This is a genomic window from Celeribacter baekdonensis B30 (genome assembly GCF_000299875.1).
Lineage (GTDB): Bacteria > Pseudomonadota > Alphaproteobacteria > Rhodobacterales > Rhodobacteraceae > Celeribacter > Celeribacter baekdonensis_A.
The window spans coordinates 45,431-68,307 of sequence record NZ_AMRK01000015.1; the positions used below are offsets into that span (position 1 = coordinate 45,431).

Below are 22,877 nucleotides of genomic sequence, written 5' to 3' on the forward strand. Positions count from 1 at the left end.
CATGATGAATCTCGCAGAATACCGTCGCACGGCCTCGCGCCTCGCCGATTACCTGCCCTGGGTGGCGCTGGTCGGGGAGGGCGTGGTCCTCAACAAGGACGGCTCGTTCCAGAGGACGGCGAAGTTTCGGGGGCCCGATCTGGACAGCGCCGTCGCGGCCGAACTGGTCGCAGTCGCCGGGCGGCTGAACAACGCTTTCCGTCGCCTCGGTTCCGGGTGGGCGATCTTTGTGGAAGCACAGCGCTCTGAGGCCGCGACCTATCCGGTGAGCACCTTCCCGGATGCGGCATCGGCGCTGGTCGATGCCGAGCGCAAGGCCGGTTTCGAGGAGGAGGGGAGTCATTTCGTCTCCGGCTATTTCCTGACGCTCCTCTGGCTTCCGCCTGCCGAGGACGCGGCGCGTTCGGAGTCCTGGCTCTACGAGGGCCGCGAGACCTCAGGTGTGAACCCCTGGGAACAGGTGCGCGGTTTCATCGACCGCACCGATCGCGTGCTGGCGCTGCTCGACGGCTTCATGCCGGACTGCCACTGGCTCGATGACGCCGCTACGCTGACCTACCTGCATTCGACGATTTCGACCAACCGGCACCGCGTGCGCGTGCCCGAGGTGCCGGTCTATCTCGACGCGCTCTTGCCCGACCAGCCGCTGGCCGGCGGGCTGGAGCCGCGCCTGGGTAATCATCACCTCCGCGTCCTGACGATCACTGGCTTTCCCGGCGCCACGACCCCGGGTCTGCTCGACGAGCTGAACCGGCTGGCCTTTCCCTATCGCTGGTCGACCCGGGCCATCCTCATGGACAAGCTGGATGCAACCAAGCTGCTGACCCGGATACGCCGTCAGTGGTTTGCCAAACGCAAGAGCATCGCCGCGATCCTCAAGGAGGTGATGACCAACGAACAATCCGCGCTGGTCGACACCGATGCGGCGAACAAGGCCGCTGACGCGGACATGGCCTTGCAGGAACTCGGCGTGGATGTGGCTGGCATGGCCTATGTCACGGCCACGATCACGGTCTGGGACGAGGACGTCCGCCGCGCCGACGAGAAGCTGCGGCTGGTCGAGAAGATCGTCCAGTCCCGCGATTTCAGCGTCATGGTCGAGACGGTCAACGCCGTCGATGCCTGGCTCGGAAGTCTGCCCGGGCATGCCTATGCCAATGTCCGCCAGCCACCGATCAGCACATTGAATCTCGCCCATATGATCCCGCTCTCGGCGGTCTGGGCGGGCGAGGCGCAGGACGAGTATTTCGGCGACGCTCCGTTGCTCTACGCCAAGACCGAAGGCTCTACCCCGTTCCGGTTTTCTCTTCATGTGGGGGATGTCGGTCACACCCTCGTCGTCGGCCCGACCGGCGCCGGCAAGTCCGTGTTGCTGGCGCTGATGGCACTTCAGTTCCGGCGTTATCCGCGCAGCCAGATCTTCGCCTTCGACTTCGGCGGCTCGATCCGCGCCGCTACGCTCGCCATGGGCGGCGACTGGCATGACCTCGGCGGAGAGCTGACCGACACGGACGAGAACTCCGTATCGCTACAGCCGCTGGCGCGCATTCACGAGACGTCGGAGCGTGCCTGGGTGGCCGACTGGATCGTCGCCATCCTGACGCGCGAGAACATCCAGATCACCCCGGATGTGAAGGAACATATCTGGACCGCGCTGACCTCGCTGGCCTCGGCCCCTGTGGGCGAGCGGACCATGACTGGCCTTGCGGTCCTGCTGCAATCCAACGACCTGAAGCAGGCGCTCCGCGCATACTGCGTGGGTGGACCCTATGGCCGGCTGCTCGATGCCGAGACCGAACAGCTGGGTTCGGCGGATGTGCAGGCCTTCGAGATCGAGGGGCTGGTGGGAACCGGCGCGGCGCCCGCCGTCCTCTCATACCTGTTCCACCGGATCGGTGATCGGCTCGATGGACGGCCCACGCTGCTCATCATCGACGAGGGCTGGCTCGCGCTCGATGACGATGCCTTCGCGGAGCAGCTCCGCGAATGGCTGAAGACGCTGAGGAAGAAGAACGCCTCGGTGATCTTCGCGACGCAGAGCCTCAGCGACATCGACGGCAGCGCTATCGCGCCTGCGATCATCGAAAGCTGCCCGACGCGGCTCCTGCTGCCGAACGAGCGGGCCATCGAGCCCCAGATCACGGCCATCTATCGCCGCTTCGGCCTCAATGACCGGCAGATCGAGATCCTCGCACGTGCTACGCCCAAGCGCGACTACTACTGCCAGTCGCGGCGCGGCAACCGGCTGTTCGAGCTGGGTCTCAGCGACGTTGGGCTCGCGCTCTGCGCGGCTTCCGCCAAATCGGATCAGGCGCTGATCGCCGAGATCTGCGCTGAGCACGGCCGAGACGGCTTCCTCGCCGCCTGGCTGAAGGCGCATGGCCTGGATTGGGCCGCCGATCTGATCCCCGACCTCACCAATCTCGCCATCGACGCAGAGGGCGCATCTCCGGCCTCCGGCGTCGTTGAGGACACCGAACCCGCCCTGAAAGAAGAGGAGATCACATCATGACCCGCAAGATCACGTTTCGGTCCGCCGGCACGTCGCTGCTCGCACTCGCGCTGGCGATGCCCATTGCCATGTCGCCCATCGCAGCGCCACCCGCCCATGCGCTCTTCGGCATCGGCGGCGGTCCGTTCATCGTCTACGACCCGACCAACCACGCGGAAAATCTCCTGACCGCGGCGCGCGCTCTGGAGCAGATCAACAACCAGATCGCACAGCTCCAGAACGAAGCGCAGATGCTGATCAACCAGGCGCGCAATCTCGCCAACCTGCCGTATTCCGCGCTCCAGCAGATCCAGCAGAACGTCAGCCGCACACAGCAACTCCTGGCCCAGGCGCAGAACATCGCCTTCGACGTTCAGAGCATCGACCAGATGTTCCAGCAGGACTATGGCAACCTTTCCCTGACGGCGACCGACCAGCAGCTGATCGCCGAGGCCCGGTCCCGTTGGGAGAACACTGTCGGTGGACTGCAGGATGCCATGCGCGTGCAGGCCGGTGTCGTCGGCAATATCGACGCCAACCGCGCCGAGATGTCCGCGCTTGTGGGGCAGAGCCAGAACGCGGTCGGTGCTCTGCAGGCCACGCAGGCGGGCAACCAGCTCCTCGCACTGCAATCGCAGCAGCTCTCCGATCTGATCGCGGTGATCTCGGCAAACGGTCGCGCCAACGCGCTGACCGAGGCCGAGCGCGCCACCGCTGCAGAACAGGGTCGCATCCAGCGCGAGCGCTTCCTGACGCCGGGCGCGGGCTATCAACCCGGCGATGCGCAGATGTTCAACTGAGGCCGGGAGGGGAGACGATGGAGGGGAAGATGCTGGCCCGGATCGCGGCCATCGTGTTCGTGGCGATCGCGATCACCGCCACGGTGATCGAGGTCACGCGGGAGGAGGGGCCCGAGCCGGCCAGCACCGCGCCCGCACTCCAGCCGTCTGCCGATCCTCTCCGCGCGACGCTGCGCCGGTGCCAGCAGCTTGGCGAGGCCGCTTCCAGCGATGCCGATTGCCTCGCCGCCTGGGCCGAGAGCCGTGACCGATTCCTCGGCCGGACACCTGCACCCTCTGCTCCAGTCTCCTCGAACACCCGCGAAGGACAATAGGCAGATGGGTGGAACCGGCGTCATCGACAACTTCCTGGGCATCTTCACCAGCTATATCGACAGCGGGTTCGGCCTGCTCGGGGGTGAGGTGGCTTTCATCGCCACGACGCTGATCGTCATCGACGTGACGATGGCGGCGCTCTTCTGGGCCTGGGGCGCCGATGACGACATCATCGCCCGACTGGTGAAGAAGACACTCTTTGTCGGGGTCTTCGCCTATATCATCTCCAACTGGAACAACCTCGCCCGGATCGTCTTCGAGAGCTTCGCGGGCCTTGGTCTGATGGCCTCGGGCACCGGGTTTTCCGCCGCCGATCTTCTGCGCCCCGGCCGCGTCGCCCAGACCGGGCTCGAGGCCGGACGACCGCTGCTCGAAAGCATCTCCGATCTGATGGGCTGGGTCGCGGTCTTCGAGAACCTCGTCCAGATCCTCTGCCTGTTCTTCGCCTGGGCGCTGGTGATCCTCGCCTTCTTCATCCTCGCGGTGCAGCTCTTCGTCACCCTGATCGAGTTCAAGCTCACGACCCTCGCGGGCTTCGTGCTGATCCCCTTCGGCCTCTTCGGCAAGACCGCCTTCATGGCCGAGCGCGTGCTGGGCAACGTGATTTCCTCCGGCATCAAGGTTCTGGTGCTGGCCGTGATCATCGGCATCGGATCGACGCTCTTCGGTCAGTTCACAGCCGGCTTCGGAGGCGTGACGCCGACCATCGATGACGCCATGGCGATTGTGCTGGCCGCCCTGTCTCTGCTGGGCCTCGGCATCTTCGGCCCCGGCATCGCCTCGGGTCTGGTGTCCGGCGGGCCGCAACTCAGCGCGGGGGCGGCCATAGGCACCGGCCTTGCCGTTGGTGGCGCTGCGATCGGGGCCGGAGGGGCGAGCATGCTGGCGGCACGCGGCGCGGGATCTGCGCTCTCCGGTGGCGCCGCCCTGGCACGCGGCGGCGCGGGCGCGGCGGGCGCTGCCTCGAGCGTCTACACGCTCGGCTCGATGGGCGGAGGTGGTCTCGCCGGCGGGATGGCTGGTGTAGCGCGCGCCGGGGCCGCCGCCTCGGCATCACCGCTCAAGAAGGCGTCCTCTCGCGCGGCTGGCGGCATCCAGTCCAGCTACGCCGAGGGCGTCAAGGGCGGTGTTGCGGCGACGGGCGGAACCACCTCGATGGGCACGGTCGGCGGAGCGGCGCCCGTGCCTTCTTCCAGCCCGTCCGCCTCCGATGGCCCGCCAGCCTGGGCGAAGCGCATGCGCCATAGCCAGGCCGTGAGCCATGGCGTGCGCGCTGCCGCCCATGCCGTCCGGTCTGGTGACAGCCACGGCTCTGGCACCTCCGTCAATCTCTCCGAAAGGGATCGCTCATGAACCTCTTCAGGCGCTCCGCCACTCATTATGGCAAGACACTTCAGCCAGAGACGCCTTACCAGAAGGCCGCGCAGGTCTGGGATGAGCGTATCGGCTCCGCCCGTGTTCAGGCCCGCAACTGGCGCTACATGGCCTTCGGCAGCCTGATCCTTGCGGCGGGATTTGCTGGCGCCCTGGTCTGGCAATCCGCGCGTGGCACCGTCGTGCCCTGGGTCGTTCAGGTCGACGCGCTCGGCGAGGCCCAGGCTGTCGCTCCGGCTTCCGCCGACTACGAGCCGACCGATCCGCAGATCGCCTTCCATCTTGGCCGTTTCATCGAACAGGTTCGTTCCATCCCCGCCGATCCGATCATCGTGCGACAGAACTGGCTGCGCGCCTATGAGTTCACCACGGATCGCGGGGCGGCCGCGCTTAACGATTTCGCTCGCGCCAACGACCCCTTCACACGCGTCGGTCGTCAACAGATCGCAGTCGAGGTGTCCTCGGTCATCCGGGCCTCGCCGGGATCGTTCCGCGTCGCCTGGACCGAGCGCCACTACGAGAACGGTCAGCTTTCCACGACCGAGCGCTGGACCGCGATCCTGACCGTCGTGATCCAGACCCCGCGCAGCGCCGAGCGCCTGCGCGCCAACCCCCTGGGAATCTATGTCAATGCGATCTCCTGGTCGCGGGAGATGAGCCAATGACTGAAACGCATGTTCATGCAACTAGGTCTCCGGGCGACAGGGCGCAGATGTTGGTGGCCCTGCTTCTGTCCGCATCCGTGCTCGCAGGGTGCGCCAGCAACCGAGTGCCGGAATTCAGCTACGACGAGTCCGTGCCGCCGCTGCCCACTCCGCCCGCCTCGGCTGCCGAGGAACGTCCTCGTCCCTTGCACACGCCGCCGGTCTGGACAGTGGCGCATGGCGGAGCGGTGGCAGGCACACCGACCGGACGTATCGAAAACGCAAATGCCGCCGCCCGGGTCGAGCCGCGCCGCGAGGGCTACTATAATGCGATCCAGATATATCCCTGGTCGGAAGGAGCCCTCTATCAGGTCTATGCCGCACCGGGTCAGATCACCAATATCGCACTCGAGCCGGGCGAGCGTCTGACCGGCGCGGGTCCGATCGCTGCGGGGGATACCACGCGCTGGATCATCGGCGACACGGAGAGCGGGTCCGGATCCACCGCCCGCGTCCACATCCTCGTCAAACCGACGCGGGACGATATCTCGACCAATCTGGTGATCAGCACTGACAGGCGGGTCTACACGATCGAGCTGCGTGCACGCGAGGCGCTCTACATGCCCTCTGTCGCCTGGGCCTATCCGGCAGCGCCCCGTGGCGGTCGACAAGCTGTGGCAACCGCGCCGACCATTCCGGGGCCCTCTGCCCGCAATCATCGCTATGGCTTGCAGATCCAGGGTGAGAGCCCGCCCTGGCGCCCGGTTTCTGTCTTCGACGATGGCCGTCGCGTCTATGTCGTCTTCCCTGCTGGCATCGCCCAGGGCGAGATGCCGCCGCTCTTCGTGCTCGGCGCCGACGGAGAACCGCAGATCGTCAACAGCCGTATCCACCGCAACGTGCTGATCGTGGATCGCCTCTTCGGTGCGGCGGAGCTCCGGCTGGGAGCAGGAGACCGCCAGCAGGTGGTCCGGATCATGCGCATGGAGGAACGCGAGGCGGATGCGCAAACGGAGGGTGATGCGCAAAGGGGAGGGGCGTCATGAGTGACACCGATCCTGCAGCGCCGATGCGTCTGCGCCCCGATCCGCCGCGCGTGACGAGGCTGTCGCGCAAGGTTCTGGCCGGTGTCGGGGCGGTCGCGCTGTTCGGCATTGGGGGCGCGCTGATCTATGCGCTTCAGACCCGTGAGGCAGGGCCGGGAGGTGGAGAACTCTATTCCATCGACAACCGACCGGCCGCGGACGGCCTGGAGGGGTTGCCGTCCGACTATACCGGACCGGTTCTGGGACCCGCACTGCCCGGTGACCTCGGGCGGCCGATCCTAGATGCACAGGAGCGGGGAGTGCCCGTGGGCCCTCCGCCGATTGCGGGCCCGACCGTCGATCCGGAAGCGGAGCGCCGCAGGGCAGAGGAGGACGCCGCGCGTCTGAGCGGTGTCTTCTTCCAGACGGCGTCTGGCAGGGCAACGACGGCCGGGGGCGGCGTGAACCTTCCGGGCCTGGGTGGCTCCGGGCAATCCGAGGGGAGCCGATATACGGCTTTCCTCAACGGTCCGGTGGACCGGCAGACCGTCGCGTCGGATCGCATTCAGCCGCCAGCCTCGCCGTACATCCTTCAGGCGGGAGCTGTGATTCCGGCCGCGCTCATCACCGGCATTCGCTCCGATCTCCCGGGCCAGATCACCGCGCAGGTCACCGAGAATGTCTATGACAGCCCGACCGGATCACTGCTATTGATCCCACAAGGAACCCGCATCATCGGCCAATACGATGACGGTGTGACGTTCGGCCAACGCCGCGTGCTGTTGGTCTGGAACCGCTTGATCCTTCCCAGTGGCCGATCCATCGTTCTCGAACGTCTGCCAGGCGCGGATGCGAGCGGCTATGCCGGCCTCGAAGATGGCGTCAACTACCATTGGTGGGATCTGATGCGCGCGGCGGGTCTGTCCACGCTGCTCGCGATCGGCGCGGACCTCGCCACCGATGACGAAGACCGCCTGGTCCAGGCGATCCGCGATGGCGCGGTGGACACGATCAACCAGGCCGGTCAGCAGATCGTACAGCGTCAGTTGCAGGTCGCGCCGACATTGACGATCCGGCCGGGCTTTCCAGTCCGGATTATCGTGACCCGCGATTTGGTATTCGAACCCGCAGGAGGCTGACCATGACGAAACTGAAGCTGGGACCGGTGCCCGACGACAAGCCCGTGAAAGTGACGGTGGAACTACCCGCGTCCCTTCACCGCGATCTGGTCGCGTATGCCGAGGTATTGGGGCGGGAAACGGGGCAAGCTGTTGCCGATCCTGCTAAGCTGATCGTCCCGATGCTGGAGCGGTTCATTGGAACGGACCGGGGGTTCGCCAAGGCGCGACGCTCTGCTCAACTGGCCAAGCTGCGGACCGAAAATTGATGGAGGCTCAAGATGATGTCATCGCCTTGGCTAGGCTTAGCAGCCGCCTAAACGCGGGATTGTCGTTTTCCCGAGACCATATAGCTGAAAAGGGAAGAACCTCATTACAGATAGGACGGTAAGCGATTCCGGGAAATCGCGCAACTGTCATTGCTTCGCTGACCAGGGTCAAGCCCCGGCCCATTGCCACAAGTGACAGAAGGTTATCTCGCCCAACCGACTGCACCTGCACATCTGGGTGCTGGCCGAGGTTGGCGAGTTCCCTAATTAGATGGTCGTGGATTTCCTGCCCGGGAGCTGTCTCGCTGACCACAAATGGTTCTTCTATGAGATCCTGCCATTTCAGTTCCTTCCGAGCAACCAACGCATGGTGATCCGGCAGCACAACGTAAACCCGCTCCGACCACAAATGCGTTCTCTCACAGTCGGGCCAATCCCGCGTCCCGGTCACGAAGGCAACGTCAATCCGTAGTTGACGGATGGCAGCGATATGCTCGCTTGGATTGCCGTCAACCAGCTCGATTCGGATGTCCCCATGTTGGCAACCGTAGGTGCGTAGTAGTTCGGCCAGAAAACCCGAGGCAATCGAGGAGTAGATGCCGATTCTCAGCATACCATTCTCTGACCGACCAACAGAGGCGATATCTTGTGCTCCCTCCTTGAGGCTACGGAGAATCTGGCGGACGCACGGCAAGTAGCGTTGGCCAGCAAAGGTGAGGCGGACGCCACTGCTATGGCGATGAAACAATGCTGCCCCGAGTCGATCTTCGAGATCATGAATTTGGCGGCTGATGGCCGATTGTTGAACGCCAAGCGAAGCACCTGCCTTGCGAAAGCTGCCATGCTCCGCCGCAGCCACGAAATAGCGCAGATGTCGAAGCTCTATGGTGTCCCGATGCTTTACTGCCTCGTTCATTAGTCTGTGCCGTGACCCAGCGTTGGGTGAGCTTCTCTTATTCCTGTCAGATGGTTGCCTTCGACTATCCATTGCCACCTCACCAACTACGCTTGCAAGGCGAGTAAATGGCAACCGCCCTTCCCTCGGATGGCGCGAAAACCGCAGCATTGCCGGTATCGGCAGCTTCGCGCCATCGCTTGATAGAGGTGGGTGTACACTCTCATCGCGGATGCGCAGGAATAAGTACTGCGGCCAAAGGCTCTAGAACGAATGCACCGGCCTGGACCAATACGGGATCTCTTTCGCCACGCATTCTGGGGAACACCGTGACCAATCCCACAAACCGGCTATGCATCGTCGCGTCTGGTGACGAAACGTCAGATATATCTATGACTCTGATCCCGTTGGTGTTCGCCAGGGCCTGTACTCGTGGATCCTGCACGTCGCGAGTGCCGAGCCTGCTGCGCGATCCGGTGAGGCGGGCGGAAATCTTCAAAGCACGATCGTCTGGTGCGACAAGTAATGTTAACGGTGGATCGAGAGGTCCGATGATCTCCATCTGTCTCCGAAACACATCGATATCGATGTCTGGTGCCGCAAGCACTACATCTCCCAGACGTTCAATCGTCCGGTCCTGACCTGTAAGCCGTAGCTGCCGCAACGCTTCGACGACGAGCATTGCCCCCATGGAATGTCCGAATAGGGTAATGCGCCCCACCTGCGGCTGACCCGCAAGCGTGTTGAGGACATGCACCAGATCATCCCGTGAATAGGTGATCGCATCTCGATCGGCAACGTAGCCCGTGACAGATGCCGCCGAGGGCCACGCGAAGAGAACTGGCGCATCATCCAATCCACCATCGGCCACAAGTTGGGCCAAACGGAAGAGCGACTCCTGGAAGTTGTAGTTGTAACCATGGACGAATATGACGACGTCTCGCTTGCCCGGCTTGAGCCGTACGGCACCGGCCGCGACGCTTGCAGTGCCCAATTCTGAAGTCGGTCGAATTTCACGCTCTGTCACGACGAATTTTTTGGCCGGATCTGGGTCGCCCTTTGACCACTCGATACGGGTGAGTTTGTGATTGGGCGGGACGGATAACGTGAACCTCTCGAGTTGCATCTTGTGAGAGCGCAGATCGGAGTAGCTGCGGGACGTGACGTCGAACCGTCGATTGGTGACGACGTCAATTGTTACGAAGCTGGCAGTGGAATTCTCGTCTGGCACGACGGCAAGGGCCTCGGGGCCAGGTCGCGATGCACAACCCGGCAATGCCAAGAAGGTCAGAACGAGCAACGGGGACAAACCTCGAAGGCGCCCGATCTGCCTTGCAATGTCAGCAATCCGCTCTGGCAATGGGCCCGTGGGTTTTCGCAAATGGGCACGCATCGCTTCACCCTGCCAAGCTCATGGAACGGCGGAACAGCAAAAGACTGGCCAGGAAGAATGTGGCTCCGAGTCCTGCCATCAGCGCAAGTTCGACCCAGACTGAACCCAGACCAGCGCCGCGAAAGACAACGGCTTTTGCGAAAGCCAGAAAATGGCGCGAGGGAAGCGCCAGAGTAAGGCGTTGGACGAGGTCGGGTTGACTTTCGATTGCACCCATTCCACCGGAGAGCATGATGATCGGAATGATCACCATGATGACCAGCAGCGCGAACTGTGCCATGCTGCGCGCCATGGTGCCGAGGAACATGCCAATGGCCGCTGCAGCGGCCAGATAAACCGTGGTGCCGACCAGCAGCAGGCCCATCGAGCCCCGCATCGGCACATCGAGCACACCCTGCACCACGAACAGAAGCGAGAGCGTGAACGCTGCCAGCACCACCACCACGTTGGCCAGAACCTTGGAAAGCGCGATTTCCAGCGGCGTCAGCGGCATCACCATCAGATGTTCGATCGTACCCTGTTCGCGCTCGCGCAACATCGCCGCACCCGTCAGCGCGATGGTCAGCAGCGACAACTGGTTCAGAAGCGAGGAGACCGACTTGAACCAGACGGGATCACCGTTGGCGTTGAAGGCGCGGCGCAGTTCCAGCCGCAGCGCCGGGTCGGACGCGTCGGGGTTGTTCGTGAGGAACGCGCGGGTTTCCGAGGCCAGGATATTCGCGATGTAGTCGGTGCCGAGTTGGGCCTGGCTGACCGCCGTGGCATCTACCTCGAGCTGGGCGGTGGGCATCCGACCAGCGATCACGTCGGCCTCGAAGCCCGGCGGGAATGCTAGGACGAACATGATTCGGCCCGCATCCATCTCGGGCGCGATGCGGTCCGCGCCGATGGAGACCGGCGGCTGGAACCAGGGTGGGTCGAACGCGTCGGCGATTTGGCGGGTAAGGCTGGAGCCGTCCTCGTCGACGATCGCGATGGCGGCATTATAGACCGTATCGCCCGCGCCGCTGGCCTCTAGGATCACGGCGACGATGAACGACCACAGGATCAACACCACCATCACCGGATCGCCCAGGACACTCTTCAGTTCCTTTCCCGCAAGCCAGAAGATGTTGAGAATACTGCGCACCGCTACTTCTCCTGCTTCTTGAGAAGAACGATCGCAAACGCGGTCAGCACCGGACCGAACGCGGCAAGACGCAAGAGATGACCGGACAGGTCGGCCAGGCCCAATCCCTTGGTGAAGGTTCCGACGCTCAGGCCCATGTACCAGGTTGTGGGCCAGAACGTGCCGAGGATGCGCGCGGGGCCTTCCAGCGATGAGACAGGCGTGATCATGCCTGAGAATTGCAATGTCGGCATCACTGACAGGATTGCCGCAGCAAAAACGGCGGTGACCTGCGTACTGGTCATCATGGAAACCAGAAGGCCATACCCTGTGGCGGCGAAGGCATAGACCAACGCACCCATGACCAGGGCTGCCGGACTGCCCTTGAGCGGTACGCCCAATACCGTGACCACCAGCACCGTCAGGATCACGAAGTTCAGAAGCGTGATGGCGACATAGACCAGTTGCTTGCCGATCAGGAATTCGGCTCGGCCGGTGGGCGTGACGTAGAAGTTGGTGATCGTGCCGATCTCCTTTTCTCGCGCGACGCTGACCGCCATCAGGATCGCGGGGAATAGCAGCAGAAGGAGCGGCGGGATCGAGGGGCCGATCGCGGGCAGGCTTTCCATCGCCGGATTGTAGTGGAACCGAGGCGCCAGTTGCGCGGGCGGCTGGATCGGGTCAGCGCCGACCAGGGCGCCAAGAGTGCCGAGCGCGAGGGCCGCGCCTGCATCCTCGTTCAGGGCATGGGCATGTGCGCCCTCGACATAGCTTTCCACCGTCCCGGCGCGGCTGGTGTCGGTGCCGTCGATCAGGGCGGCGATCTCGGTCGTTTCGCCACGGCGCACGGCCTTGCCGAAACCGGGTGGGAGTTGCAGCGCCAGCGCTAGTTCGCCGCTGGCCATGCGCCGGTCGAGTTCGTCCGCGCTGGCGATGGCGGGGCGCTCGCGGAACCAATCGGACTCCTCAAAACCAGACAGGTAGGCGCGGCTTTCCGGGCTGCGGTCCTGGTCGAGGACGGCGAAGGGGATCTCACGCACCTCCTGCGAGATGCCGAAGGACATGATCAGAAGCAGAACCGCGCTGCCGACGAAGGAGAAGACCAGCCGCACCGGATCGCGCCGCACCTGCATCGCCTCGCGCGTAGTGAAGGCCAGAAGCCGGCGCAGGCTGAAGCCCGGGCGGTCCGCCCGGGCCTCGGCGGGCGCGCTGACGCGCACCTCGGGCGTGCTTTCTGCTGCCGCGTACTGCGGCATCGCGTCGAGCATGTGGGCGATAAAAGCATCCTCGAGCGTTCCGGCCCCGCGCGCGTCAATGATCGCCTGCGGCGCATCCGTCACCAGTACCTTGCCCGCATGCATCAGCGAGATGCGGTCGCAGCGCATGCCCTCATCCATGAAATGCGTCGATATGAAGATCGTCACGCGCTCGCGATGCGCCAGATCGAGCAGCATTTCCCAGAACGCATCACGCGCCTGCGGGTCGACGCCCGAGGTTGGCTCGTCGAGGATAAGGATGTCCGGGGCATGGATCACCGCGACCGCCAGCGACAGGCGTTGCCGCACCCCCAAAGGGAGCGAGGCCGCGTTCTGGTCGAGATAGGGATCGAGCCCGAAACGCGGCACCAGATCGGCCATGCGGTCCCTGGTCAAGTCGGGGCCCAGATGGAAGAGGCGGGCATGCAGAAGCAGGTTCTCGCGCACCGTCAACTCGCCATAGAGCGAGAAGGACTGCGACATGAAGCCGACCCGGCGGCGCGCGTCGAGGTTCTGCGCATCGACCGGCTGGCCGAAGATCCAGGCTTCACCCTCGGTCGCGGGTGTCAACCCCGTCAGCATCTTCATCGTGGTGGTCTTGCCGCAGCCGTTCGAGCCAAGAAAGCCGAAGATTTCACCGCGCCGGATCTCGAAGCTGACCGAATCGACGGCGGTGAAATCGCCGAATCGCTTGGTCAGACCACGCGCATTGATCGCGGGGATTTCATCGGTGGTGGCGCCGGTCGGCGCTGGCAGAGCCTGTGTGTCGTTTTGCGCCTCGATCCTCCCGCCGCTCAGAAGGGCGACATAGGCGGCACCCACGGTGTCGGTGCTTGTCCGCTCCTTGAGAACGTCCGGGCTCGCTTCGGCCAGAACGCGGCCCTCGTTCATGGCGATCAGGTATTCGAACCGCTCGGCTTCCTCCATGTAGGCGGTCGAGACCAGCACGCTCATTTCGGGGCGGTCCTTGCGGATCGCGTCGATCAGATCCCAGAACTGACGCCGCGAAAGCGGATCGACGCCGGTGGTGGGTTCATCGAGTAGGAGGAAATCCGGGTCATGGATCAGCGCGGCACAAAGTCCCAGCTTCTGCTTCATGCCACCCGAGAGCTTGCCCGCCGGGCGGTCGAGAAACGGCGCAAGGCCAGTGGCGCGGGTCAGCCGTTCGATCCGTGCGCCGCGTTCCGCCTGGCTCTGGCCGAAGAGCTTGCCGAAGAATTCGAGATTCTCGCGGATGCTTAGATCATGGTAGAGGTTCTTGCCGAGACCCTGCGGCATGAAGGCGATGCGCCGCCCCATCTCAGTCCGGACACGAGCACTTGACATATTCCCGTCCAGCGTCTCAATTACACCGGTCTGCAGCTTCTTGGCTCCGGCGATGAGGCCCATCAGGGTCGATTTTCCGACGCCGTCGGGCCCAATCAGGCCCACCATGCGCCCCATCGGGATCCTCAGCGTCACATCGCTGAGGGCAGTCACTTTGCCATAGCGATGGCTCACCGCCGCCAGAGATGCGACGGGGCCGGGCTTCTCAGCGCTGGTCATTGCCCGGTCTCGGTTGCGCCGTCACCCGTCATCGGTGCGGGCAAGGCTGCCGCCACGGGCGGTGTCAGCCCATCGGGCCAATCGGGCAAGTTGCCATCGGGATCGACGAGCCGCACCCAGGCGACGCCGCGCACCCCGGTCTTGACCTGGGCGAGCCGGGCCTCGACCAGTTGCTGCGGGATGCGCACGCGGACGCGGAACATCAGGCTTTCGCGCTCCTCGACGGTCTCGACCTGCTTGGGGGTGAACTGCGCCTCCGGCGCGACGAAACTGACATGCGCCGGTACGGCGACATTCGGCATCGCGTCGACGACAATGCGCGCCTCGTCGCCCAGTTTCACCCGCGTCGCCGCACCGGCGGGCAGGAAGAATTCCATGTAGACATTGCCGAGGCTCACGAGCGTCAGCACCTTACCGCCGCTGCCCAGAACTTCGCCGGGCTGCGCAAGGCGGTAAAGGACGCGACCAGCCTCGGGCGCATGGAGCGTGCTGTCGGCGATACGCGCCTCGATCTCTTGCAGGTTCGCAACGTCCGCATCGACCACGCGTTCCTTTGCCTGCGCTTCGGCCTGCGCGGCGGCGAGGCTGGCTTCTGCCACCTGAGCTTCGGTCCGGCGGATGTCGTAGTTCGCCTTGGAGATCACGTCACGCCCGCTCAGCGCCTCGGCGCGCGCGAGCTCGGTTTGGGCGAGCGCGAGGCTGGCCTCGGCCTTGGTTACACCCGCCTGTGCCACGGCTACCGCGGCCTCCGCACTGGCCACCGCCGCCTCGGCGCGCGCCTTTTGCGCTTCGAGTTCGGTTGTGTCCATGACCGCAAGGACGTCGCCTGCGGCGACGAGATCGCCCTCCTGCACCGCGATCGTGGCCACCCGCCCGGAAAGACGGGTCGAGACATCGACGAGATCGGCTTCAACCCTGCCGTTGCCCCGCGCGAAGCCCTCGGGCGGCAGGCCGCTCGGTGCCAAGAAGATCGACCAAAGGGCATAGCCCATGAATCCCGCAAGTACAGCGAGAACAAGCGCGATTGAAATCTTGCGTGACATCTTTATCGGTCTCCCTTCATGTCATGTCCTTGGACGATCATCGGCTCGTCAGGAGGGTGACCGCCGTAGAAATCTTTCAGGACCGACACGGCCTGCTCTGCTGTTTCGACGAAGCGGAAGAGGGCGCGATCCTGCGAAGAGATCATTCCCTCATCGACCAGGAAGTCGAAATCGATCGCCCGGTTCCAGAATTCCCGTCCGAACAGGATGATCGGAAGGCTTTGCATCTTTCGGGTTTGCACAAGGGTCAGGACTTCGAACAGTTCATCGAGGGTGCCATAGCCGCCGGGAAAGGCCACGAGTGCCTTGGCCCGCAGCAGGAAGTGCATTTTGCGTATGGCGAAGTAGCGAAAACGGAATGCGAGGTCCGGTGTGATGAACGGGTTTGGCCTCTGTTCGCTCGGCAAGGTGACATTCAAGCCGGCCGAGCGCGCTCCAACATCGAAGGCACCGCGATTCGCAGCCTCCATCACGCCCGGGCCACCGCCTGTGACGATAACGAAATCCCGGCGTCCGACCCGTTGAAATTGGTGCGAGACGAGCTCAGAAAAACACCGCGCTTCCGCATAGTAGCGCGACCAATGTACCCGGCGTTCGGCTGCCAGAAGTTGTCGTTCGGATGCCGGGTCCTCCCGGTGGAGCTGTTGAGCTTCTTCCAACTGCTTTTCTGCGACTTCCGGCGAGACGATACGGGCGCTGCCAAATACCACCACAGTCGAGTGGATATCATGGTGACGCAGCGTGCGTTCTGGCTTGATCAGTTCGAGTTGCAGGCGCACCGGACGCAGATCGTCCTCCGCCAGAAAATCCAAGTCCTCGTGCGCCAATCGATACGCGGGCCCGACGAGGATATGTTCGGTGAGTTCTCTTTCGCTCGTCCGGTCGATGGTCATGGGCTTGGGCCTATTTCGAAACATGCACCCGGTTCAGGAACTGTCACCGTCCAGCCCTTCTCGGTTCGAAGCGCGTGCGCGAATTCCAGTGCCGCTGTCTCCTCGCCGTGCACAATGAAGGTCTGATGCGGTGGCGCTCTGAAACCATCCGCCCAAGCCATGAGCGCCTTCCGGTCCGCATGCGCGGATAGCCCGTTGACCGAGTGAATGGTGGCCCGCACCGGGATGTCGTCTCCAAACAGGCGGACCCGCCGGACGCCATCCACAAGCCGCCGACCCAGCGATCCCTTGGCCTGGAACCCGGTGATCATCACAACGGACTCGGGTCGGGGCAGGTTCTGTCGCAGATGGTGACGGATGCGCCCGGCATCACACATACCGCTGGCCGAGATGATTATCGCCCCTGCGCTGATCTGGTTGAGTGCCTTCGATTCGTCGACACTCGATGTGAACTTGAGATAGGGGAGGTCCGCACCCACCTTGTGCCATCCCGCGAGGTTCTTCGCCTGTTCGTCGAACAACTCCAGATGTCGGCGGGTGATCCTTGTGGCTTCGGTCGCCATCGGCGAGTCCACAAAAATCATCAAGTCGCGAAGTCGTCCTTCGCAGGTGAGCCGATGCAGATGGTAGAGCACCTCTTGCGTGCGACCGACTGCGAAGGCGGGCACGATAATATTTCCGCCGTCGCCGTGGCGGGTGCGTTCGACGATCTCGATCATCTCGTCCAGAGTTGTGCTCAGATCCTCGTGCTCGCGGTTCCCATAGGTCGACTCGATCACCAGAATATCAGCATCGGGAATGGGCGTGGGATCCCGTAGGATTGGCCGCCCGGGCTGCCCCAGATCGCCACTGAACACGATCTTAGTTGTTTCGCCGTCCCCTTCGGATATCCAGACTTCGATGATCGCCGAGCCGAGGATATGGCCGGCATCGCGGAACCGGCAGCGCACATTTTCATTCGGGGTGAGCTTGGTGTCGTAGCGGATCGCGTGAACCTGCCGCAGACAAAGCCTGACATCGTTCATGGTATAGATTGGCTCTGTCGAAGAGGCTGCACCGCGCTTGGATCTGCGCCAGTGCTTTCGAGCGTCCGATTCCTGAATGTGGGCGCTGTCTGGCAGCATGACGCCTAACAGATCCGCTGTCGCTTCGGTTGCGAAAATCGGCCCGGTGAACCCTGCCTTGGTCAGTTTTGGCAGCAGACCGCTGTGGTCGATATGCGCATGTGTCAGAAGAACGAAATCAATTGATTCCGGGTCGAAACCGAAGGGTTTTCGATTGCGGGCAGGCGCTTCCCGCCCGCCTTGAAACATGCCGCAATCGATCAGAAACCGGACTTCGCCGGTTTCAACGAGGAAGCAGGAGCCGGTGACTTCGCGCGCCGCGCCCAGAAAGCTGATCTTCGGCGCCATGTCACTCCTGCTCCTCGGCATCGCCCGCCCTAGAAATCCCGTGTAGATAGATTCCAAAAACACGTGGCGCATCGGCGCGCATTTTATCCACGTCGCCGGCGATCAGGGATTGCATCACGAGGCCCTGAATGGTGCCAATGAACAGAGTGGCCGCCGCCTCGGCATCAAGATTGTCGCGCAATTCGCCGCATTCCTTGCCACTCGTAATCATGTCGCGCAGGCGTGCCGCGTATTGTTTCATCATGCTCTGCGCGAGACGCTTGGCCGGCGTCTGCCGAGCGCCCTGAAGCTCTCCGAACAGCATGCGTGGTGCGCCTGGATGATCGGCAACAAATGCGATGTGGGCGAGAAACATCGCCTCCATCTTTCCCGTAGGCGAAGTGATGTCTTTGGCCGCGCGATCGATCCGGGCCATCAGGTTCTTGGCCACCCAGTTCATGACCGCTTTCCAAATCGCATCCTTGTTCGGAAAGTGGCGAAAGATCGCGCCCTGTGTCAGCTTCATGTGCTTGGCAATGGCCGCGGTCGTAATGCTGTCCGGGTTGGAAGAGCCGGCCAGGTCGATGACCGCTTCGACCGTAATGTTGCGGCGCTCTTCCGCCGGGATCTTTTTTGGTTTCGTCTTGGTCAATGAAACGTCTCCGTTTGCCATACATATGCAGCCGTCCATATCATCGCGGCGACCATTGAAATGCCGCCAGCCACAACGAGGACCGGCGGAACACCAAAAAGCACCTCTGCCAGAATGCCCAGAGGCATCAGCAGCCCGAGCAGTGCCAACGCGGATATCCAGCGCCCGGTCCGGGTGTCCGGGGCGCGCGACAGGGCGAGACCGACCGCAATATTGATGAGCGCGAACAGGTTGCCGTGAACATGCGCAAGCCGCGATTCGAAATGCGTACCCACCGCATAGTCAGCGATCAACTGCTCCTTGCCCGGCGCGAAATCGCGCAAGAAGATCAGCACGAACCCGTACAGCATGAAAAGTGCCAGGAACGCGAAGCCCGTCACGACATTCGTTTTGCCCGTCAGCATGGGTCTCCTCCTCGGTCAGTCGCGGCACTTACCTGCCTTGCCGTGCATCATGGCTTGAATAAATATAGTAATCAATTACTATCTTGATTCGAGATTGTACAGCGGTGCCGGTGCCATTGATCATCGTCTCGAGATCGCCGGCCGGACATCAGGCAATATCGATGGAGCCGCAAATGTCGGACCAGGTGGTAAAACTGCGCAATGCGCAAGGAAAGCAGGGGACAGCGCGAGCGGTGCCTGACCGCTCTACACGCGACATGTCAGACGCTAAGCCCGAGCCGGAACGGGATGCGGCGATGACGTCTGACACCTATGATCGTCCGGATACACATGATACCCGTCACGAAGCGTTCGACCATGCGGCGCAGGTTTGGCTTTCGCGCTTCACGCATGGGTTGTCGCCCGCCGCCCTCATGAACGCATGGTTCGATTGGGCGACGCATATGGTCGCTGCTCCGGGGAAACAGTTGGAAATCGCCGAAAAGGCTGGAGAAAAGTTCGGTCGGTACATGCGCTATGCAATGGCATGCACAGGTTCGACCAACGCGGTGGCGCCCTGCATTGATCCACTGCCGCAAGACAACCGGTTTCGCGGCGATGCCTGGAAAATGCCCCCCTTCAATCTGATTCAGCAAGGTTTTCTGATGCAGCAGCAATGGTGGCACAACGTGGTCACTGATGTACCCGGTGTGACCGCTCAGCACGAGCGAGAGTTGCAATTCCTGACGCGCCAGATGCTTGATGTTCTCTCTCCATCCAACTTTCCCGGAACCAACCCCGAGGTTCTGAAAAAGACGCAACAGACCGGAGGTCTGAACCTGATCCGGGGGTTCCAGAACTACATGGAGGACCTGCAGGATCTCATGGCAGGAGAGGCACGCGATGGCGCCCACTCCTTCCAGCCAGGCCGGGACGTGGCGGTAACGAAAGGCAGCATCGTTTACCGCAATCAGTTGATCGAACTCATCCAGTACGCCCCACTCACGGACAAGGTACGACCTGAGCCGATCCTGATCGTCCCGGCCTGGATCATGAAATACTATATCCTCGACCTCTCGCCGCAAAACTCGTTGGTGCGCTATCTGGTCGAGCAAGGCCACACCGTCTTCATGATCTCGTGGAAGAACCCCGATGCGGGCGACCGCGACCTGACGCTCGACGACTACCGCCGGCTGGGGGTGATGGCGGCCCTCGATGCGATCGGCGGGATCGTCCCGGATCAGAAGGTTCATGCCGTCGGCTATTGCCTCGGCGGTACGCTCCTGTCCATCGCCGCCGCCGCGATGGCGCGCAATGGCGATGCGCGGCTGGCCTCGCTGTCACTGCTAGCCAGTCAGGTCGATTTCACCGAACCGGGCGAACTGGCACTATTCATCAACGAAAGCCAGCTCGCGTTCCTTGACAGCGTGATGTGGAAGCAGGGCTATCTTAATACCACGCAAATGGCCGGCGCCTTCCAGATGCTGCGCTCGAACGATCTGATCTGGTCTCGGATTGTGCGCGAATACCTGATGGGAGAACGCGCCCAGATGAATGATCTTATGGCCTGGAACGCCGACGCGACACGCATGCCGTATCGAATGCATTCGGAATACCTGCGCAAGCTCTATCTCAACAACGACCTTGCCGAGGGTAGGCTCAAGGTTGATGGCCGTCCGGTACATGTTTCGGATATCCGGGTGCCGATCTTTGCCGTGGGCACGGTAAAAGATCATGTGGCACCTTGGCGATCAGCCTTCAAGATCGACATGCTCAGTGACACCGACGTGAGTTTCGCGCTGACCAGCGGTGGGCACAATGCCGGGATCGTCTCCGAGCTGGGCCACCCGCGCCGAACTTACCGGGTGCGGCACCGCAAGGCCGAGGATCTGCACATGGATCCCGACACGTGGCTGAACGAGACGCCCGAGCGGGAGGGGTCATGGTGGCCTGCGTGGGTAGACTGGCTGACCGCGCACTCGGGCGACATGAGCGGCCCGCCGCCGATGGGGTGCAAGGATCATCCGCCGCTCGAAGACGCGCCGGGGACTAATGTGTTTCAGAAATAACGCATCAGCAGACGCTGAGCAGAATTGGAGTAAGAAACATGCAAAACAGGCGATGGGATATCCTGATTGCGGCGGTTGTCGTCACGCTTTTCGGCTTGCTGACGGTGTTGTCAGGCGGGCGCGCACTCTTCGGTGGCCTGGAGGCCCGTGCGGCGGTCGGCGATGCGGTCCCCTTCGTTCTATGGTTCAACTTCCTGGCCGGCTTTGCCTATGTTGCCGCAGGTATCGGGCTCATTTTGCAGACAAACTGGGCGACCAAGCTCTCGATCGCAATCCTCGTCGCCACCGTTCTGGTGATGATCGCCTTCGGAGTCCACGTTCTGCTTGGCGGCGCCTATGAGATGCGGACGGTCTGGGCCATGAGCTTGCGGACCGTCGTCTGGGGCGTCGTTGTCGGCCTCGTGATCCGCAATCCGGACGGATCCACGCCAGAGCCGCTAGACGAACGTCCCTGATTCAGTGAAGTGATGCAGGACCAGGAGGGTCTGAAAGTGTCACACTACAGAAAGACAAACCAGTTCCCGTTCATTGCTGTTGCGTTGGCAATAGCGGTCGGGCTGGGATTTGGTGTGCCAGCGACGGGACAGGATGCGGGGCCGGTTTCCCCGAATCTGACGCCGAAGCTGCGCGATCTGCTGCGCCAGGAGATGCTGTCGATCGAACAGGCCAGCAAGGATATCCTCTCGGCGCTGATCGCCGGAGACGACGCCCGCGTCGCGGGGCTGGCGCAACAGATCTACGACAGTTTCATCCTGCAGCAATCCATGACGCCCGATGACAAACAGGATCTGATGGCCGCGGTACCCAAGGATTTCGTAACCCGGGATCAAGCCTTTCACCGGCTTTCGGCCGATCTGGCACAAGCCGGACGCGATGGCGACAGGGAAGCGCAACATGCAGGTTTCGGTCGGATGATTGAGGCCTGTACCGCCTGCCACGTACGCTATGCAGCGGATCGCTTTCCGATGCTCGCTGAATAGACGGGCTGCGGCCGCAGGGATGCCCGATGCTCACCCGATCTCCTGCGGATCGTATGGACGGCGCCGATGACGTGGAGAACGAGGTCGTCGGCGCCGTTCGGTTCTGGCGACAAATGTCCGTCTGATCGCGAAGGAGGCGCGACATGCCCGGCCTTTTCACCGTTGAACAGGAGTACTCTCTAAAAGAACTCGCGCCCAACTGAGGCAGGCGGCCGAAGTATTGGGGATCGACGAGGAATACCTTCGGAGGATGACCAGATTCTTCGTGGCATGCATCCGTGTGGACAAGCGGTTGGGGCGGATAGGTGCGACTGGGACGGCAGGTCGAACGGATGGTGGCTTTCTGGTCTTCGATCGCACTGCACAGGGACGTCTATTCCGGTGATCTGGTCAGGGCCCATCGAAACCACAGCGGGCTCCAAAGGCAGGATTTCGACCGGCGGCTGGACCTTTTCCAAGCCACGCTTGACGAGACGGCGCCAACGGTGGATGCGGCCAACTATCTCCTGTCGCGTACCGAGATTATCGCAAGAGAACTGGCGCGGATGCTATTCGAATGTCCGCGTGAACCCAAAACCCACACTGGCGCGAAACAGGCCGATTAGCGGAACAACGAAAAGGTTCAGGGCCCATTCCAAGGCAGGGTGCCGATTTGTCCGGCCGAAAGTCCGGGTGCGGCATCGCGATGGGTTGGGTTGATGACCCAACAAATGGCAAGAACATCATTCTACCGGGATCAACCGCATGCCATTGGAGGCACGGTATGATCCATCCGGTTCGGTTGCAAATGTCAGGCACTCGTCCGCTTTCCTTGGTCCAGTCTCCAGTTTGACGCAAAGCCGGGCGCCAGAAATCGTCCAGCGGCCCGTTCCGGTGCCAAGCGGCGAGCGCATCGTGACCGTACCATCGGTGCCATACTGCAACGAAACCGACAGAATGCCCTTCCGCCCATGGAAGGCATGACCGATAATCCGATCTTCGATCGCTGCAGCTGACAGTGTTTCCTGAGCATCGCTCCTCATGCAGAGCGCCATCAGAATGGCGGCTGCCAGTAGGCCGATTTTCAGGTGTTGCGGTAACGGGCATCCCCTGTTCTTGGTTGAGCGCCGCCCCATTTCGCGTCCGGATCCAGATGGCATCCTTGAAAAAGCTCCATCTGAGAAACGTTCGTGCAGTTTGCAAGTCAATTCAGCCGACATCATCCACGTCTCCTTCCCGCGTCGAATCTATACC

Annotated in this window: 22 protein-coding genes; 12 read left to right on the plus strand and 10 right to left on the minus strand. The window is 62.6% G+C overall.

The window, feature by feature from the left end; genetic code table 11:
- The first annotated feature begins 1 nt into the window (after position 1).
- From trbE to B30_RS18890, 8 genes are read left to right on the plus strand one after another with little or no spacing between them, the layout of a single operon-like run.
- Positions 2-2,512: a conjugal transfer protein TrbE gene (gene trbE, locus B30_RS18855; protein WP_040402979.1), complete on the plus strand. Its 2,511-nt coding sequence runs from the start codon at positions 2-4 to the stop codon at positions 2,510-2,512.
- Complete coding sequence (gene trbJ, locus B30_RS18860; protein WP_009573788.1) at positions 2,509-3,291, plus strand: P-type conjugative transfer protein TrbJ; 783 nt, start codon at positions 2,509-2,511, stop codon at positions 3,289-3,291. Before trbE ends, trbJ begins: the two co-directional genes overlap by 4 nt.
- A gap of 17 nt (positions 3,292-3,308) precedes the next feature.
- Positions 3,309-3,605, plus strand: a complete 297-nt coding sequence (gene trbK-alt, locus B30_RS18865) for a putative entry exclusion protein TrbK-alt (RefSeq protein ID WP_009573789.1) — start codon at positions 3,309-3,311, stop codon at positions 3,603-3,605.
- 4 nt (positions 3,606-3,609) lie between these two features.
- A complete protein-coding gene (gene trbL, locus B30_RS18870) occupies positions 3,610-4,959 on the plus strand; it encodes a P-type conjugative transfer protein TrbL (protein ID WP_009573790.1) in 1,350 nt (449 codons plus the stop codon).
- On the plus strand, positions 4,956-5,645 hold the full coding sequence (gene trbF, locus B30_RS18875; protein ID WP_009573791.1) for a conjugal transfer protein TrbF: 690 nt from the start codon (positions 4,956-4,958) through the stop codon (positions 5,643-5,645). Before trbL ends, trbF begins: the two co-directional genes overlap by 4 nt.
- Complete coding sequence (trbG, locus tag B30_RS18880) at positions 5,642-6,670, plus strand: P-type conjugative transfer protein TrbG (RefSeq protein WP_051130666.1); 1,029 nt, start codon at positions 5,642-5,644, stop codon at positions 6,668-6,670. Before trbF ends, trbG begins: the two co-directional genes overlap by 4 nt.
- Positions 6,667-7,788 carry a TrbI/VirB10 family protein gene (locus B30_RS18885; protein ID WP_009573793.1) on the plus strand — a complete coding sequence of 374 codons (1,122 nt, stop codon included), beginning with the start codon at positions 6,667-6,669 and terminating at the stop codon, positions 7,786-7,788. Before trbG ends, B30_RS18885 begins: the two co-directional genes overlap by 4 nt.
- 2 nt (positions 7,789-7,790) lie before the next feature.
- Positions 7,791-8,036 carry a DUF2274 domain-containing protein gene (locus B30_RS18890; RefSeq protein WP_009573794.1) on the plus strand — a complete coding sequence of 82 codons (246 nt, stop codon included), beginning with the start codon at positions 7,791-7,793 and terminating at the stop codon, positions 8,034-8,036.
- 7 nt (positions 8,037-8,043) lie between these two features.
- Here the strand turns inward: B30_RS18890 and B30_RS18895 are convergent, their stop codons facing one another.
- The 9 genes from B30_RS18895 to B30_RS18935 all read right to left on the minus strand — a co-directional run bounded on the left by B30_RS18895 (position 8,044) and on the right by B30_RS18935 (position 18,616).
- A complete protein-coding gene (locus tag B30_RS18895; protein ID WP_081583762.1) occupies positions 8,044-8,952 on the minus strand; it encodes a LysR family transcriptional regulator in 909 nt (302 codons plus the stop codon).
- 202 nt (positions 8,953-9,154) lie between these two features.
- On the minus strand, positions 9,155-10,231 hold the full coding sequence (locus B30_RS18900) for an alpha/beta hydrolase (protein ID WP_157789840.1): 1,077 nt from the start codon (positions 10,229-10,231) through the stop codon (positions 9,155-9,157).
- A gap of 97 nt (positions 10,232-10,328) precedes the next feature.
- Positions 10,329-11,453: an ABC transporter permease gene (locus B30_RS18905; protein WP_009573799.1), complete on the minus strand. Its 1,125-nt coding sequence runs from the start codon at positions 11,451-11,453 to the stop codon at positions 10,329-10,331.
- Between the two features lie 2 nt (positions 11,454-11,455).
- A complete protein-coding gene (gene rbbA / locus B30_RS18910; protein ID WP_009573800.1) occupies positions 11,456-14,233 on the minus strand; it encodes a ribosome-associated ATPase/putative transporter RbbA in 2,778 nt (925 codons plus the stop codon).
- On the minus strand, positions 14,230-15,276 hold the full coding sequence (locus B30_RS18915; protein WP_009573801.1) for an HlyD family secretion protein: 1,047 nt from the start codon (positions 15,274-15,276) through the stop codon (positions 14,230-14,232). Before B30_RS18915 ends, rbbA begins: the two co-directional genes overlap by 4 nt.
- Positions 15,277-15,278: 2 nt before the next feature.
- Positions 15,279-16,169, minus strand: a complete 891-nt coding sequence (locus tag B30_RS18920) for an LOG family protein (RefSeq protein WP_009573802.1) — start codon at positions 16,167-16,169, stop codon at positions 15,279-15,281.
- Positions 16,166-17,581, minus strand: coding sequence for an MBL fold metallo-hydrolase RNA specificity domain-containing protein (locus B30_RS18925; protein WP_009573803.1), 1,416 nt, complete (start codon positions 17,579-17,581; stop codon positions 16,166-16,168). Before B30_RS18925 ends, B30_RS18920 begins: the two co-directional genes overlap by 4 nt.
- 1 nt (position 17,582) lies before the next feature.
- Positions 17,583-18,212, minus strand: coding sequence for a TetR/AcrR family transcriptional regulator (locus tag B30_RS18930; protein WP_009573804.1), 630 nt, complete (start codon positions 18,210-18,212; stop codon positions 17,583-17,585).
- Positions 18,209-18,616: a hypothetical protein gene (locus B30_RS18935; RefSeq protein ID WP_009573805.1), complete on the minus strand. Its 408-nt coding sequence runs from the start codon at positions 18,614-18,616 to the stop codon at positions 18,209-18,211. Before B30_RS18935 ends, B30_RS18930 begins: the two co-directional genes overlap by 4 nt.
- Positions 18,617-18,789: 173 nt before the next feature.
- On the opposite strand from B30_RS18935, the gene B30_RS18940 reads away from it, so the two are divergent.
- From B30_RS18940 to B30_RS18955, 4 genes are all read left to right on the plus strand, one after another.
- A complete protein-coding gene (locus B30_RS18940) occupies positions 18,790-20,664 on the plus strand; it encodes a PHA/PHB synthase family protein (RefSeq protein ID WP_051130667.1) in 1,875 nt (624 codons plus the stop codon).
- 38 nt (positions 20,665-20,702) lie between these two features.
- Positions 20,703-21,119 (plus strand): hypothetical protein, encoded by a 417-nt coding sequence (locus B30_RS18945; RefSeq protein ID WP_009573807.1) that lies wholly within the window; start codon positions 20,703-20,705, stop codon positions 21,117-21,119.
- Between the two features lie 12 nt (positions 21,120-21,131).
- Positions 21,132-21,644 (plus strand): cytochrome c, encoded by a 513-nt coding sequence (locus B30_RS18950; RefSeq protein WP_009573808.1) that lies wholly within the window; start codon positions 21,132-21,134, stop codon positions 21,642-21,644.
- 305 nt (positions 21,645-21,949) lie between these two features.
- Entirely contained in the window at positions 21,950-22,249 is a 300-nt protein-coding gene (locus B30_RS18955) for a hypothetical protein (protein WP_157789841.1), read from the plus strand.
- A 117-nt stretch (positions 22,250-22,366) separates the two neighbouring features.
- Here the strand turns inward: B30_RS18955 and B30_RS22415 are convergent, their stop codons facing one another.
- Positions 22,367-22,846 carry a hypothetical protein gene (locus tag B30_RS22415; RefSeq protein ID WP_009573810.1) on the minus strand — a complete coding sequence of 160 codons (480 nt, stop codon included), beginning with the start codon at positions 22,844-22,846 and terminating at the stop codon, positions 22,367-22,369.
- Positions 22,847-22,877: the final 31 nt, after the last annotated feature.

Bases quoted from the DNA above. Each gene is read 5' to 3' on its own strand.
- trbE (WP_040402979.1), top strand. From the start codon at position 2: ATGATGAATCTCGCAGAATACCGTCGCACGGCCTCGCGCCTCGCCGAT.
- trbJ (WP_009573788.1), top strand. From the start codon at position 2,509: ATGACCCGCAAGATCACGTTTCGGTCCGCCGGCACGTCGCTGCTCGCA.
- trbK-alt (WP_009573789.1), top strand. From the start codon at position 3,309: ATGGAGGGGAAGATGCTGGCCCGGATCGCGGCCATCGTGTTCGTGGCG.
- trbL (WP_009573790.1), top strand. From the start codon at position 3,610: ATGGGTGGAACCGGCGTCATCGACAACTTCCTGGGCATCTTCACCAGC.
- trbF (WP_009573791.1), top strand. From the start codon at position 4,956: ATGAACCTCTTCAGGCGCTCCGCCACTCATTATGGCAAGACACTTCAG.
- trbG (WP_051130666.1), top strand. From the start codon at position 5,642: ATGACTGAAACGCATGTTCATGCAACTAGGTCTCCGGGCGACAGGGCG.
- B30_RS18885 (WP_009573793.1), top strand. From the start codon at position 6,667: ATGAGTGACACCGATCCTGCAGCGCCGATGCGTCTGCGCCCCGATCCG.
- B30_RS18890 (WP_009573794.1), top strand. From the start codon at position 7,791: ATGACGAAACTGAAGCTGGGACCGGTGCCCGACGACAAGCCCGTGAAA.
- B30_RS18895 (WP_081583762.1), bottom strand. From the start codon at position 8,952: ATGAACGAGGCAGTAAAGCATCGGGACACCATAGAGCTTCGACATCTG.
- rbbA (WP_009573800.1), bottom strand. From the start codon at position 14,233: ATGACCAGCGCTGAGAAGCCCGGCCCCGTCGCATCTCTGGCGGCGGTG.
- B30_RS18915 (WP_009573801.1), bottom strand. From the start codon at position 15,276: ATGTCACGCAAGATTTCAATCGCGCTTGTTCTCGCTGTACTTGCGGGA.
- B30_RS18920 (WP_009573802.1), bottom strand. From the start codon at position 16,169: ATGACCATCGACCGGACGAGCGAAAGAGAACTCACCGAACATATCCTC.
- B30_RS18925 (WP_009573803.1), bottom strand. From the start codon at position 17,581: ATGGCGCCGAAGATCAGCTTTCTGGGCGCGGCGCGCGAAGTCACCGGC.
- B30_RS18935 (WP_009573805.1), bottom strand. From the start codon at position 18,616: ATGCTGACGGGCAAAACGAATGTCGTGACGGGCTTCGCGTTCCTGGCA.
- B30_RS18940 (WP_051130667.1), top strand. From the start codon at position 18,790: ATGTCGGACCAGGTGGTAAAACTGCGCAATGCGCAAGGAAAGCAGGGG.
- B30_RS18945 (WP_009573807.1), top strand. From the start codon at position 20,703: ATGCAAAACAGGCGATGGGATATCCTGATTGCGGCGGTTGTCGTCACG.
- B30_RS18950 (WP_009573808.1), top strand. From the start codon at position 21,132: ATGCAGGACCAGGAGGGTCTGAAAGTGTCACACTACAGAAAGACAAAC.
- B30_RS22415 (WP_009573810.1), bottom strand. From the start codon at position 22,846: ATGATGTCGGCTGAATTGACTTGCAAACTGCACGAACGTTTCTCAGAT.